The 13,532-nt window shown below is 62.3% G+C and carries 12 protein-coding genes; 6 read left to right on the plus strand and 6 right to left on the minus strand.

Features of this window, described 5'->3' with window-relative positions; all coding sequences use genetic code 11:
* Window positions 1-121: 121 nt before the first annotated feature.
* From PVW27_RS13345 to PVW27_RS13360, 4 genes are all read right to left on the minus strand, one after another.
* Window positions 122-298: a helix-turn-helix transcriptional regulator gene (locus tag PVW27_RS13345; RefSeq protein ID WP_443217137.1), complete on the minus strand. Its 177-nt coding sequence runs from the start codon at window positions 296-298 to the stop codon at window positions 122-124.
* A complete protein-coding gene (locus PVW27_RS13350; protein ID WP_274558470.1) occupies window positions 225-1,145 on the minus strand; it encodes a tyrosine-type recombinase/integrase in 921 nt (306 codons plus the stop codon). Before PVW27_RS13350 ends, PVW27_RS13345 begins: the two co-directional genes overlap by 74 nt.
* Before the next feature lie 289 nt (window positions 1,146-1,434).
* A complete protein-coding gene (locus PVW27_RS13355; protein ID WP_274558473.1) occupies window positions 1,435-3,459 on the minus strand; it encodes a TRAP transporter permease in 2,025 nt (674 codons plus the stop codon).
* Between the two features lie 68 nt (window positions 3,460-3,527).
* The gene (locus tag PVW27_RS13360; RefSeq protein WP_274558474.1) at window positions 3,528-4,538 is read right to left on the minus strand and encodes a TAXI family TRAP transporter solute-binding subunit; all 1,011 of its coding nucleotides are present in this window, start codon (window positions 4,536-4,538) and stop codon (window positions 3,528-3,530) included.
* A gap of 274 nt (window positions 4,539-4,812) precedes the next feature.
* Between PVW27_RS13360 and PVW27_RS13365 the strand changes: the two genes are divergently transcribed.
* Window positions 4,813-5,523 (plus strand): GntR family transcriptional regulator, encoded by a 711-nt coding sequence (locus tag PVW27_RS13365; protein WP_274558475.1) that lies wholly within the window; start codon window positions 4,813-4,815, stop codon window positions 5,521-5,523.
* Between the two features lie 98 nt (window positions 5,524-5,621).
* Window positions 5,622-5,762 carry an entericidin A/B family lipoprotein gene (locus PVW27_RS13370; protein WP_432762082.1) on the plus strand — a complete coding sequence of 47 codons (141 nt, stop codon included), beginning with the start codon at window positions 5,622-5,624 and terminating at the stop codon, window positions 5,760-5,762.
* 243 nt (window positions 5,763-6,005) lie between these two features.
* Here the strand turns inward: PVW27_RS13370 and PVW27_RS13375 are convergent, their stop codons facing one another.
* Window positions 6,006-8,303 carry an arginine/lysine/ornithine decarboxylase gene (locus PVW27_RS13375; RefSeq protein WP_274558479.1) on the minus strand — a complete coding sequence of 766 codons (2,298 nt, stop codon included), beginning with the start codon at window positions 8,301-8,303 and terminating at the stop codon, window positions 6,006-6,008.
* A 201-nt stretch (window positions 8,304-8,504) separates the two neighbouring features.
* A complete protein-coding gene (locus tag PVW27_RS13380; protein WP_274558481.1) occupies window positions 8,505-9,458 on the minus strand; it encodes a LysR family transcriptional regulator in 954 nt (317 codons plus the stop codon).
* A gap of 89 nt (window positions 9,459-9,547) precedes the next feature.
* Here PVW27_RS13380 and PVW27_RS13385 point away from each other — a divergent pair, with 89 nt between their 5' ends.
* The 4 genes from PVW27_RS13385 (at window position 9,548) to PVW27_RS13400 (ending at window position 13,521) form a co-directional block, all read left to right on the plus strand.
* Entirely contained in the window at window positions 9,548-10,414 is an 867-nt protein-coding gene (locus PVW27_RS13385) for an ABC transporter permease (RefSeq protein WP_274558483.1), read from the plus strand.
* On the plus strand, window positions 10,414-11,199 hold the full coding sequence (locus PVW27_RS13390; protein WP_274558485.1) for an ABC transporter permease: 786 nt from the start codon (window positions 10,414-10,416) through the stop codon (window positions 11,197-11,199). The genes PVW27_RS13385 and PVW27_RS13390 overlap by 1 nt, the downstream gene beginning before the upstream one ends.
* A gap of 32 nt (window positions 11,200-11,231) precedes the next feature.
* Window positions 11,232-12,374 (plus strand): ABC transporter substrate-binding protein, encoded by a 1,143-nt coding sequence (locus PVW27_RS13395; protein ID WP_274558487.1) that lies wholly within the window; start codon window positions 11,232-11,234, stop codon window positions 12,372-12,374.
* Window positions 12,375-12,441: 67 nt separating this feature from the next.
* Window positions 12,442-13,521, plus strand: coding sequence for an ABC transporter ATP-binding protein (locus PVW27_RS13400; protein WP_274558488.1), 1,080 nt, complete (start codon window positions 12,442-12,444; stop codon window positions 13,519-13,521).
* Window positions 13,522-13,532: the final 11 nt, after the last annotated feature.

Here is a 13,532-nt window from a genome sequence, read left to right on the forward strand (position 1 = left end):
AATGCCGGGCTGTGGTTCCGGCGTGGTCGTCTTGCCATGGTCTTCTCCTCGCTCGCAGCATCATGCTGCCATTGCGCGGAAAATCCACTTATCCTGGCTGTTCAGATTTCCGCAGCCACCTCTATCCCACCAGCCGCGCGCCCAGCGCCACGGGCTTAGGGAATTCGCCTTGCTGTATCCAAAGGTAAATGGTCGAGCGGGAAAGCCCGGTGCGGGCTTCTACTTCAGGGCGTCGCAGGATGCGTTCTGCCATGTCCGTTCCTTTCCGAGAGGACGCAACGGGATTGTCGTCGTCCATGTCGGTAAGCGGGAATGGTCCATGTCGCAGTTGTCGCAAGTGTCGCAGCACCTTCCGGCCCGAAGTCGATTTCGTCCCATGTCATGCCGCGCACCTCGCCAGAGCGGGAAGCGGTCAGGGTCAGGAATTCAAGCGCCCGCGCGGCCATCCCGTCGCGCTGGGCCAGTTCTGCCCACCAGCGCGGCACGTCGCCCAGCGCCAAGGCGGGTTGATTGTCAGACTTCGCCACTTTTGCGGCCTTGGGCAAGAGTTCGGAAAGGTTGCCTTTCCAGCGCGCCGGATTGTCGCCCGTGCGGTGCCCCGCCACCGTCGCCCATGACAGCACGTTTTCAATGCGCCCCCGAAGGCGTGATGCCGTTTCGGTCTTTGTCTGCCAGATCGGTTCCAGCACCTTTAGGATATGCTGCACCGTGATTTCCGAAACCAGCTTCGGTCCCAGCACCGGGCGCGCGTAGGTGTCGAGCGTCGCGCGCCATTGTTTCTTGTGCTTTTCGTTCCTGAATTCATCCAGCTTCGCGGCCAAGTAATCATCCATCGCCGCTTCAAAGGTCAGGCCCGCGCGGGCTTCGCGCCGCTCCTGCAATGGGTCGCCGCCCAGCATTGCCTTGCCACGGTTTTCCAGTGCCATATGCCGCGCGGTTGCCAATGATACAGCGGGGGGGCTTCCAAGCCCTAGTTCGCACCGCTTGCCGCGAATGGTGATACGCTGCACCCATTGCTTCGCGCCGTTCGGTTGCACGCGCAGGAACAAGCCTTGCCCGTCAAAGTGCTTGCCCGGTTCGGTCACGGTTTCCACAAAGCGGGGTGACAGTGCTTTTTGCGGTTTCCTGATGCCTTTGGTTGTCATTTGAATATCCCCCTATCTATCCCCCATCTTGACAGGGATTGATAGGGAATATGCCGGAATACACAGGACAAGGAAAGCGGAAAAAGCTTGATAAATCTTTGATTAATTTGATTGTTAGGGGACCATCTCGGAACATGCCGGAAAAGCCCTATGGCGGCCATCGTCTCCGCCACTTTACCCCCCGTATCTCGTTGTTTTCCTTGCATCGCGGGGGATCTGGCGCGATGTGCGGATGCCTCCACGGGCGGTCGCGGCCAGAGGGGGCGGTCTGCCCCCCCCCCGCGATGCGTCAGGCCGTCAGCTGCCTGCGCGCCCTCAGCTGTAGCCAGAGAACCGGCGCGAACAGGACTGCACCGGCGGCCATCGACGCCAGACCCGGCGCCACGAACAAGAGCGAGACAAGACCCAGATACCAGCGCTCGACCCGGCGCAGCGGGGCCAGCATGTAACCGGAAAACGCCGCCCCAAGCAGCCCGATCCCGATCATCGCCCCAGCCAGCGTGATCCCGAAATCGGACCAGGTGAAGCCCTCCGCCACCAGCAGGAGTGAGGGCGAGTAGACAAAGACGAAGGGTACCAGCGCCTTGGCGATGCCCAGCCGGAACGCTGTGTTCCCGGTCTGGAAGGGGTTCGAGCCTGCGATCCCCGCCGCCGCATAGGCCGCAAGCGCCACCGGCGGGGTAATGTCGGCCAGCACACCGTAGTAGAAGACGAAGAAATGCGACACCAGCGGCTCGACCCCCAGTTGCGCCAGGGCCGGGGCGGCGACAGCGACGAGGATGATATAGGTTGCTGTCGTGGGGATGCCCGCGCCCATGATGATGCAGGCGCATGCGATCAGCAGCAAGGTCACGAACAAGGTCCATTCCGTCACGGAAAAATAGGCAAAGGGCCAGATCTGGCTGATCACGGACCCAAGGTCGGTGGCGGTCTGCACGACGACATAGCCCAGCCGGAAGCCGACGCCGGTCAGCGTGACGACGCCCACGACGATGCCGACGGTGGCTGCGGCCGCGCCAACGGCCAATGTGTTGCGCGCGCCAGCCGACAGGGCCTGCACCAGATCCATGAGGGTCAGGCGGTTCATCGGATTGAGGAACCCGATCACCACGCAGGCGATGATGCCATAGACCGCAGCAAAATCCGGTGTCCGCCCGCTGAGGATGAAATAGACGAGGATGACCAGCGGCACGAGCGACATCCAGTTCTGCCGCAACACCTGCCGCGCGACGGGAAGCTCGTCCGCGCGCAGGCCGCGCAGCCCCAGCCGCTTGGCCTCGAGATGGACCATGATGAGGATGCCGAAATAGTGCAGCATCGCCGGAAACAATGCGGCCGCCAGAATGTCGCGCAGCGGCATCTCAAGATATTCCACCATGATGAAGGCGGCGGCCCCCAGAATCGGCGGAGTGATCTGACCACCGGTGGATGACGTCGCTTCGACCGCGGCGGCGAAGCGGGCAGGGTAGCCCACCTTCTTCATCGCCGGAATCGTCAGCGCGCCGGTTGTGACGGTATTCGCGATGGAAGAACCCGAGATCGTGCCCATGAACGCGCTGGAAAAGATCGCGACCTTGGCAGGGCCGCCCGCATAGCGCCCCGCAAGAACCATGGCCAGGTCAATGAACAGCTGCCCCAGACCGATGCGTGTTGCCAGCACGCCAAACAGGATGAAAAGAAATACGTATTTTGCCATGACCCCGATGGCGATGCCATAGATCCCCTGGTTGGTCATGTAGAGGTGGTTGATCAGCCCCGCCCAACTCGCTCCGCCATGCTTCAACGCGCCGGGCATCCAGGGGCCGAATATCGCAAAGACAATGAAGGCCATGCCGATCAGCGGCAGCGTCAGTCCCACCGAACGCCGTGTCGCCTCAAGCACCAGAAGAAGCAGGGCCGATCCCATGAAGACGTCGCCGGGCGACGGGTTGCCAACCCTTTGGGCCAGATCCGCCGAGGGCAGCAACGGCAGATACATCGCCGCAGCCACGCCCAGAACCGCAAGCACGATATCGACGATGGCGACACCCTCGAACCGATACCAGGCCGCAGGGGCCACCTCGGTCGTCAGGGTCTTGCGCCACGAGAACAGCAGAAAGACAAGGCCCAGCACAAAGGCCAGATGGATACCGCGATGGGTCAATTCCTGGATCAGGCCAAAGCCCGCCGCATAGAAGTGATAGACCGACATGGCCACCAGTCCGGCGGTGATCACCACGCCGATCCCGCGCCCGGTGGCGCGGAACGCCGTCTCGGGATCATACTTGCGCTCGATCTCCGCAAGTTCTTCCGGGCTGAGTGCCGTCTGTGTCATCTGTCGTTCCCCTGAAAAATGAAACGGCTTGCCTTGGTCCTTCAGGCAAGCCGTTGTCGTGCCGGTTCTTATTGGAGCAGACCCGCTTCCTTGTAATAGCGCTCTGCACCCGGATGCAGCGGGATGCCGATGCCGTCCAGCGCGGTTTCAATGGTGATCGACGCGCCCTTGGCGTGGCCCACATCCAGCAGCACGCGGGTCTTTTCGTTCCAAAGCGCCTTCGTGATCTGATAGATCAGTTCCTCGTCCTCGTTGGCCGAGGTGATCCACTGCGCGCCGACCGCCACAGTTGTCGTGGCGCCCACGCCTTCATAGGCATCGGCCGGAATGTCGGATTGCGCAAAGAAACCGTATTCGGCGATCAATGATTCCGCGGCTTCCCCGTCGATGGGGACCAGCTTGATATCCACGGCCGAGGCCAGTTCCACAATGGCGCCCGTCGGATAACCACCGACAAAGAAGAAGGCGTCGATCTGGCCATTGCGCAATGCGTCGCTTGCCGCGTCCGGTTTCAGCGCCTCGGCCTTGTAGTCGTCCGCGCCAAGGCCAGCCGCGGTCAGGATCAGGTTGGCATCGACATAGGTGCCCGATCCGGGTTCATCCAGGCTGACGCGCTTGCCCGCCAGATCGGCGACAGAGTTGATGCCGCTGTCGGCCAGCGCCACAAGGTGAATATGCTCGGGAAACAGCGCGGCGATGGCCCGCAGGCTTTCCGCAGGGGGCTGGCCTTCCATGGTGCCTGTGCCGGTATAGGCCCAATAGGCCACGTCCGACTGCGCGAAACCAGAGTTGCGCAGACCGGACACGATGGCATTGACGTTGTCCACGGACCCGCGCGACGACACGGCCGACGCGATCAGGCCAGGCACGCCGCAGCTGCCGCCTTCGTCACAGGCGCGCGACCCCGGCGGGTTGGAAATCGCGTTCGCAATCACTCCGCCCACGGGATAGTAGGTAGCGGCTGTGCCGCCGGTGCCGATGGTGAAGAAACTCAGGTCCTGTGCGTGTGCGGGCAATGCCAGCGAGACTGTCAAAGACGTGACTGCCGCCGCGGCAACAGTCTTGAACGTGGTAAACATGAACCATTCTCCTTTTTAAGTTGGTCATTCATGAAATCATATTACGATGCGAAATATGGATTGCTAGATGGTTTCTGGAACGCGACAGGTCGCCAGGGCATATCGCCACCGCTGACCGGATCGCGCCTGCGGCGATCAGGCAGACCCCTCTCGACGCGACATGCGATCCGATGGCGTGATCGACAAAATGGCGTGATCATCTTATGATCGCCCCGATGGGGTTATAAAGCCTGATTTCCGCACCACCCCGGAACGCTGCTCAGGAGAGGCCGCGATGCAAACGCCGGTATCCAGTACAGTGACCAGTGACCTTTCTGCGAAACTGCGCCGCGATATCGTGCTTGGCGTCATCCCGCCGGGTGCGCGGCTGAACATCGAGGCGATCAAGCGCGAAAGAAAGGTATCCCATCCAACCATTCGCGAAGCCCTGGCCCACCTGGCTGGCGAGGGCTATGTGACCGCCGAGGACAACAAGGGTTTTCGCGTTCTCGCGTCATCGCTGGACGAACTTCACGATATAAGCCGCCTGCGCGCCGTGTTGGAACAGCTGGGCCTGCGCTGGTCGATTGCCAGAACCAGCACGGACTGGCGATCCAGCGTCGTCGCCGCGCATCATGCGCTCAGCGAGGCCGAGGCAGAGATGGCGCAAGACCCTGCCAACGCGGCCATTGCATGGGACGAACGCAACCGCCAATTCCATCTGGCGCTGATCGGCAATTGCGCCTCGCCGCGTCTGATCCAGACGGTGTCGACACTCTACGACCTGACGCGCCGCTATCGTCTGATGGCCCATGCGGAAACATGTGCGGATCAGGTGGAATGGCTCCGGTGCAGCGCGGACGAACATGTGCGGTTGCGCGATCACGCCCTTGCCGGCAATGCGGACGCGGCCTGTGCGCTGCTCGGCGGCCACATCACCACAAGCGCCGCGAAGGCTGGGTCCATCGTTTTCGCCACGCCCCACACGCCCGAACCCGGAACATGAAGCGGGCATGCCGGTCCTGCGATCTTGCGGAACCGAAACGATCCTAATGCGTTGTGTGATCTGTAACCGCTGCAAAGCGGTCGTATTCAAGGAGTGACATGATGCAGATGACGAAAATGGTTCTGGCCTTGCTGGCCTTCGGCACGTTGATAGCTTGCGAAACCGTTGAAGGTGCAGGGCGTGACCTGTCCTCGGCGGGTGATGCGATCACGGAAGAGTCGCAGGAAGCGCAAGAGTAATTACGCCACCGCTGCGGGCCAGAGGCCGGACCCTGTGTCTGGCCGACCAAGGCACCGCAGTCCCCTGTCGGGACAAGCCATTTGCGCCGTGACAGACCAGCCGGATTTCCTCCCACCCGGCGTCCCTGACATCAGCATCCCGCGCGATCCGCCGCCTGTCTGCGGCGGGTCGCGGTGGTATGGCCTGACCGACAGCAAGACAGGAAGCTCCGGCCCCGCAGGGGGCCGGAGTTTTGCGTGAAATCAGCTCTCTTCCGCGACGCAATCCGCGAAATAGCGGACCGTGCCATCCTCGCCCACTTCCTGCACCAGACCGTGGATGTCGGTCTCGAATCCCGGACATTCGCGGGCGAATTCCCGGTTGAACTTGAGGTAGTCCACGATCTTGCGGTTGAAGACCTCACCGGGGATCAGCAGGGGAATACCCGGCGGATAGGGCGTCACAAGGCTGGTGGTGATCCGCCCTTCCAACGCGTCGATCGGTACCCGCTGCGTGGTGCGCCGCGCAATATGGGCATAGGCATCGCTGGGCTTCATGGCAGGGGTCAGGTCGCTCAGATAGATCTCGGTCGACAGGCGCGCCACGTCATATTTGGCATATTGCCGATGCACATGCTGGCACAGATCGCGCAGGCCCATGTTTTCATAGCGCGGATGCTTGGCACAGAATTCGGGCATGGCGCGCCACATCGGCTGGTTCTTGGCGTGATCGTCCTTGAACTGCTGCAACGCGGTCAGAAGCGTGTTCCAGCGGCCCTTGGTGATCCCGATCGTGAACATGATGAAAAAGCTGTAAAGGCCGGTCTTTTCCACGACCACACCATGCTCGACCAGATATTTGGTCACGATGGACGCGGGGATGCCCGTCTCCTCGAACCGCCCGTCCAGATTGAGGCCGGGCGTGATGATCGTCGCCTTGATCGGGTCCAGCATGTTGAAGCCGGGAGCCATGTCGCCAAAGCCATGCCAGCTGTCCTCGCCGTCGGCGGGCTGCACGCCATCGGCATCGGTCCGCTTCAGCACCCAATCCTTGGTGTTGCCGATCCCTTCCTCGGTCAGGTCGTCCGGTCCCCAGACCTTGAACCACCAGTCGTCGTCGCCATATTCCTCATCGACCTTGCGCATGGCGCGGCGGAAATCCAGCGACTCGACGATGCTTTCCTCGACCAGTGCCGTGCCGCCCGGCGGCTCCATCATCGCGGCCGCCACGTCGCAGCTGGCGATGATGCTGTATTGCGGGCTGGTCGAGGTGTGCATGAGGTAAGCCTCATTGAACAGGTGCCGATCCAGAGGCGTGTCCTGACTGTCCTGCACCAGAACATGGCTTGCCTGACTGATCCCCGCCAACAGCTTGTGCAGCGATTGCGTGGCATAGGTCACCGAATGTTTCGGCCGCGCGCGCTTGCGCCCCATCGAATGGAAATTGCCATAGAACGGATGAAAGGACGCATGCGGCAACCACGCCTCGTCGAAATGCAGGTTGTCCACATAGCCGTCCAGAAGGCCCTTGATCGTCTCGGTGTTATACAGCACCCCGTCATAGGTGGATTGGGTCAGCGTCATGATACGCGGCTTCACCGTGTCGGGATCGACCCCTTCCAGCAGCGGATTGGCGCGGATACGCGCCTTGATCGCCTCGACCTCGAAGGCGCTCTGCTGGATCGGGCCGATGATGCCCCAATGGTTGCGCGTGGGCTTCAGGAACACCGGGATCGCGCCCGTCATGATGATGCTGTGCAGGATCGACTTGTGGCAGTTGCGGTCCACCACCACGACGTCACCGGGGGCGACCGTGTGATGCCAGACCATCTTGTTCGAGGTCGATGTGCCATTGGTCACAAAGAAACAGTGATCCGCATTGAAGATCCGCGCCGCATTGCGCTCGGACGCGCCGATGGCGCCGTTATGGTCCAGAAGCTGCCCCAGCTCCTCGACCGAATTGCAGACATCGGCGCGCAGCATGTTCTCGCCATAGAACTGGTGATACATCTGCCCGATGGGGCTTTTCAGGAAAGCCACCCCGCCCGAATGGCCGGGGCAATGCCACGAGTATGACCCATCCTCGGCATAATCCAGCAGCGCCTTGAAGAATGGCGGCTGGATGCCCTCCAGATAGGTCTTGGCCTCACGGATGATGTGGCGCGCCACGAATTCGGGCGTATCCTCGAACATGTGGATGAAGCCGTGCAACTCGCGCAGAATGTCATTGGGCAGATGGCGGCTGGTCTTGGTCTCGCCATAGACGTAGATCGGCACATCCTCGTTCTTCCAGCGCACCTCCTCGATGAAGTTGCGCAGGTTCACGACGGCCGGATCAAGATCAGGGCCGGGGCTGAATTCCTCATCGTCGATGGACAGCACAAAGGCGCTGGCGCGCGACTGCTGCTGCGCGAATTTCGACAGATCGCCATAGCTGGTCACACCCAGCACCTCGAAGCCTTCCTTCTCGATCGCCTCGGCCATGGCGCGGATGCCAAGCCCGGAGGAGTTCTCAGAGCGGAAGTCTTCGTCGATGATGACGATGGGAAATCGGAATTTCATGGGTCTCTCCTTGGGGGAAGGTCGGATGGGACTGGCGCAATGCAGGTGGCGTGATCCCGCCTCTGGCACCGGGACATTCTGCGACTTCGGTCTGCGCCGTTTCTTTCTGTTGCAGGCCGCCCCGTCAAGGGCGGCTGACGCATCGCCTGTATTACATCGGCGGAGAATGGACCTTGCGCCCCGCGCCCCGCGCTTGCGGCTTCACGCATAGATGCGGTCCGCCTCGGGCGTCTGCTCGATCTTGTCCAGCAACCCTTGCAGCAAGGACGCCTCGGCCCGGTTCACCCGCGCGCGGGGGTTCCAGACCACATGCACGTCAATTGCGGGCGGCTCCTCATAGGGGGGCAGCCGCCACAACCGCCCCATCGCCACATCCTCGCGCACCACATGCAGGGGCAGGGGGCCGATCCCCAGCCCCGCCACGATCATCCGCCGCACCTCTTCCAGATTCGAGGACGAGCCCACCACGCGATCCTCCAGCCCCGCCGCCGCCCGCATCAGCGTCACCGGGCGCAGCGCGTCATTCATCTGATCCGTCACGAAACTGACCGACGGTTGCCCCGCCAGTTCGGTCGTCGACAGCCCCTTGCGCCCGAACAGCGGATGCGAGGGGCCGCAGAACAGGCCGAAGAACTCGCGGAACAGGCGGCGATATTCCAGCTTGGGGTTGCGGTCCCTGACCAGACAGACGGCAAAGGACGCCCGCCGCGCCAACAGCTTGTCCAACGCCTCGCGGCTGGAACTGACGTCGATGGACAGCGTCGCCGCCGGATGGCGTGCGTGAAACTCGCGCAGCGCATCATTCAGCAGGGGACAGACCACGTGGCTGGCAATGGCGATGGTGACATGGCCCTGCACCTCCTCCTGCACCTCGCGGATCGCCGTCCCGATCCGCAGGATCGCGCCGTTGATATCGACTGCCTCGTCATAGAGCAGCCGCCCCGCCTCGGTCAGGGCGAACCGCCCCGGCTTGCGGTCGATCAACTGCCGCCCCAGATGCCCCTCCAGCCGCTTGAGCGCGCTGGAGACGCTGGGCTGTTGCAGCCCCAGCACCTCGGCCGCACGGGTGATCGACCCGGCATCGGCCACCACCACAAAGGTGCGCAGCAGGTTCCAGTCCAGATCGCGGGCCAGCTTGTCGGGCGCTGTATTCATTGATTCAATCTATATTCACTATCTCGACTATCTATTGGATCAATGCGGGCCGCTCTGTCAATCTTTCCCTGACCAACGGAGCACCCGGCATGAGCATCGAACGGCGCGAAGCGCGTCAGCCCTGGATCCTGCTGTCCCCGGCCCTCGGGGCGGTGGCCTTGCTGCTGTTCGTGCCGCTTCTCTTCATCGTCGTCTATTCCTTCTGGCTGCGGTCGGCCACCGGCGCCGATACGACGGGCTTTCATCTGGACAACTGGATCAAGGCGCTGAGCGATCCCTTCTATCGCTACATCCTGCTGAACACGCTAAAGATTGCCGCGATCACCACCGTCCTCTGTGCGCTTCTGGGCTATCCGGCGGCCTATTTCATCGCACGGTCCAAGGGCAACAAGATGATCCTGCTCCTGCTGCTGATGCTGCCCTTCTGGATCAGCTACATCATCCGCACGATGAGCTGGATCAACATTCTGGGCGCATCCGGCGCGGTCAACACCGGCCTGATGGCGCTGGGCGTGATCTCGGAACCGCTCCAGATGCTCTATAACGAGGCCGCCGTGATCCTTGGCCTTGTCCATTTCCTCCTGCCCTTCATGGTGCTGAACGTCTATGTAAGCCTTGAGGGGATCGACACCAATCTCGAAGACGCCGCCACATCGCTGGGGGCGACGCGGTGGCAATCCTTCCTTCAGGTCACGTTGCCCTTGTCGCTGCCCGGCCTCGCCGCAGGGGGGCTGCTCTGCTTCGTGCTGGGGGCAGGGACCTATATCACGCCCTTGGTGCTGGGCGGTCCGCGCGATGCGATGTTCGCCAATCTGGTGTTCGAGGCGATCATCACGCAGCTCAACTGGCCATTGGGATCGGCGCTGTCGCTGCTCCTGCTGATGGTGCTGGGCGTGCTGGTGGCGATCTACAACCGCTATCTGGGCATGGCGCAACTGGCCAAGGGGCTGGGCTGATGGGCTGGGGTCTGATCCGTCTCTACGCGATTGCGGTCTATGCCTTCATGTTCCTGCCCGTGGCGGTCGTGGTGCTGCTGTCGTTCAACGCCAACCAGTTCGGCAGCTTCCCCATGACCGGCCTGTCGCTGCGCTGGTTCGAGGCGCTGTGGAACAATGACGCGGTGATGCGCGCCTTCCGCACCTCGCTGGTGCTGGGCCTGATGACCGCCGTGATCTCGACCACGCTGGGAGTTCTGGCCAGCCTTGCCCTTGTGCGCTACGACGTGCCGGGCAAGAACCTCATCACCACCGCGCTGATTGCGCCGATCCTTGTGCCCGAAGTGGTGCTTGCCGTGGCGCTGCTGCTGTTCCTCAACTGGCTGGGCATCGGCAAAAGTTTTGCGCTGCTGCTGGCGGGGCATGTGATCTTCACGCTGCCGTTCGTCATCCTCGTGGTGCAAGCCCGCCTTGTCAGCATCCGCCGCGATGTCGAGGAAGCCGCCCTCAGCCTGGGTGCCTCCCCGGTGCAGACCTTCTTTTCGGTCACATTGCCTCTGCTGATGCCCGCCGTCGCCGCAGGCGCGCTGTTCGCCTTCACCATCAGCTTTGACGACATCACAGGCACGCTCTTCTGGAAACCCGGCGGGGTCGAGACGGTGCCGACGCAGATCTTCTCGATGCTGCGCAATTCGATCAGCCCGGAAATCAACGCGCTGGGCACGGTGATGATCCTTCTCACCGTGGGCCTTCCTCTGCTGGGGGCCGCAATCGCCCGCAGCCTCTCAACAAAACGCGGCAGATAGAACCGCCTTCAACCAACCAAGGAGAAACCGTTATGGACAATACCAAACGCTACGAACGCCTTCTGGAACGCTATCGCAACGGCGACATGGACCGGCGCAATTTTCTGGGTCTGATCGGCGCGGCGGGTGCGGCGTACGGGTTGCAAACCCCCTTCGCCAGATATGCCAATGCCCAGACCGTGCAGCAGGTCCGCTTTGACGGATGGGGCGGCGTGGTGTCCGAGGCGTTCCGCAAGCATGCCTTCGATCCCTACACCGCCGCCACGGGCATCAATGTGGTCGATGGCACATTCTCGGGCGGGGACGAATATCTGGCGCAGGTCCGCTCCAGCCAGGAGGGAGAGTTCAACATCGCCCATCTGTCGGGCGTGTTCGACTACGCCCGCTATGTGAATTTCGGCCTGACGGTCGAGCTCAACACCGACAACATCCCCAACATGGCCATGGTGATGGACGCGCTGACCGATGCCTATCGCCGTGTGACGCCCGATTACCTGTCCGCCGTGCCCTATAACTATGGCACCACGGGGCTGGCCTATAACCGCAAATACATCTCGGACGAGGAGATGAAGGAAAAGGGCGCCAGCATCCTCATCGACGAGGCTTACAAGGACAAGATCGGCGGCTGGTCCGACTGGCGCACCCGGATCTGGTATGGCGCGCTGCAAACGGATCAGGACCCCAACAACATCACCGATATGGATGCGGTCTGGGACGCAATCCGCAGCCACCGCGATCTGGCTCTGAAATACTGGGGATCTGGCGCCGAATTGATGAGCCTGCTGGCCGAGGAAGAAATCTACGTGACCGAAGGCTGGTCGGGCCGCATCGCCGCGCTGCAAGAGCAGGGTCACGATATCGGCTATTACGATCCGCCCAACGGGTTCGGCTGGCAGGAATGTCTCTTCGTGATCAAAGGCTCTCCGGTCGAGGCCTGCGAGGAACTGCTGAACTTCATGCTGGCACCCGAAACCTCCATCGCAGTGGCCGAAGGGCAGAACTATCCGCCCGCACTCGATGGCACCAAGGTCGATCTGGGCACCAAGATCCCGACATTGCCCGCCTATGACCCGACCGGCACGCTGGACGCGCTGACCTTTGCCGACCCCGCCTACTGGAACGGGAACGAGGCGGAATGGTCCGAAACCTTCAGCCGCGTGCAGCGGGGTTTCTGAAGATCTTGTTAACTTTCGGGGTGTCCCATCGTGGGACATCCCGCCCTGACGCGAAAAAGGACCTCCCATGGCCGCCGTCACCCTCAGCAATATCGTCAAGCGCTTCGGCACCTTCACGGCGGTGCAGAAAATGTCGCTCGACATCCCCGAGGGCAGTTTCTGCACCTTGTTGGGGCCATCGGGTTGCGGCAAGACCACGACCCTGCGGATGGTGGCGGGGCTCTTGGACCCGACCGAAGGTGACATCAGCATCAACGGCCGCCGCGTCAACGACATCCCGATCCACAAGCGCAACCTTGGCATCGTGTTCCAGAACTACGCCCTCTTCCCTCATCGCACCGTGGCACAGAACGTGGGCTTCGGTCTGAAATATCGCCCCGTGGATCGCGCCGAAGCCCAGCGCCGCGTCATGCAGGCGCTGGAACTGGTGCAACTGCCCCACTTGGCCGACCGCTACCCTTCGGAACTGTCCGGCGGCCAACAGCAACGCATCGCGCTGGCCCGCGCCGTTGTGGTGGAACCCGATGTTCTGCTGCTGGACGAACCGCTGTCGGCACTGGACGCCAACCTGCGCGAGGATATGCGGGTCGAGTTGAAGAACATCCAGAAACGTCTGGGCGTCACCTCGATCTTCGTCACGCACGACCAATCCGAAGCGCTGGCCATGTCCGACCAGATCATCGTCATGTCCGAAGGCCGCGTCGAACAGGTCGGCCCACCCGAGGAGGTCTACAACACCCCCGCCAGCGAATTCGTCGCGCGCTTTCTGGGGGCGGCGAACATCCTTGAAGCGCGTGTCACCGACCGGCAGGGTGACGAACTGGCCCTCGATGTGCCGGGCTTCGCCCGCGTCGTGATCCCGCGCGCCCGTGCCCCCAAGCTGGGCGATGCCTCTGCCGCCAAACTGGTGATCCGCGCCGAAAAGCTGAAACTCATGCCTGCGGACAGCCGCGACGACACCGCCATCATGATCCCCGCTCAGGTCGAGGCGGTGGACTATCAGGGGCAGGCCGCGCGCTATTTCCTGCGCGTGGGCGATCACGCGCTGCAAGCGATCAACATGATCGACGTGGCCCCATTCGCCGCCGGTGATAGCGTGACCCTGCGTCTGCTGCCGCGCGACTGCGCCGCCCTTCCCGCCACCTGAAAGACCCCTGA

The organism is Seohaeicola sp. 4SK31 (assembly GCF_028802875.1).
Taxonomy (GTDB): domain Bacteria; phylum Pseudomonadota; class Alphaproteobacteria; order Rhodobacterales; family Rhodobacteraceae; genus Seohaeicola.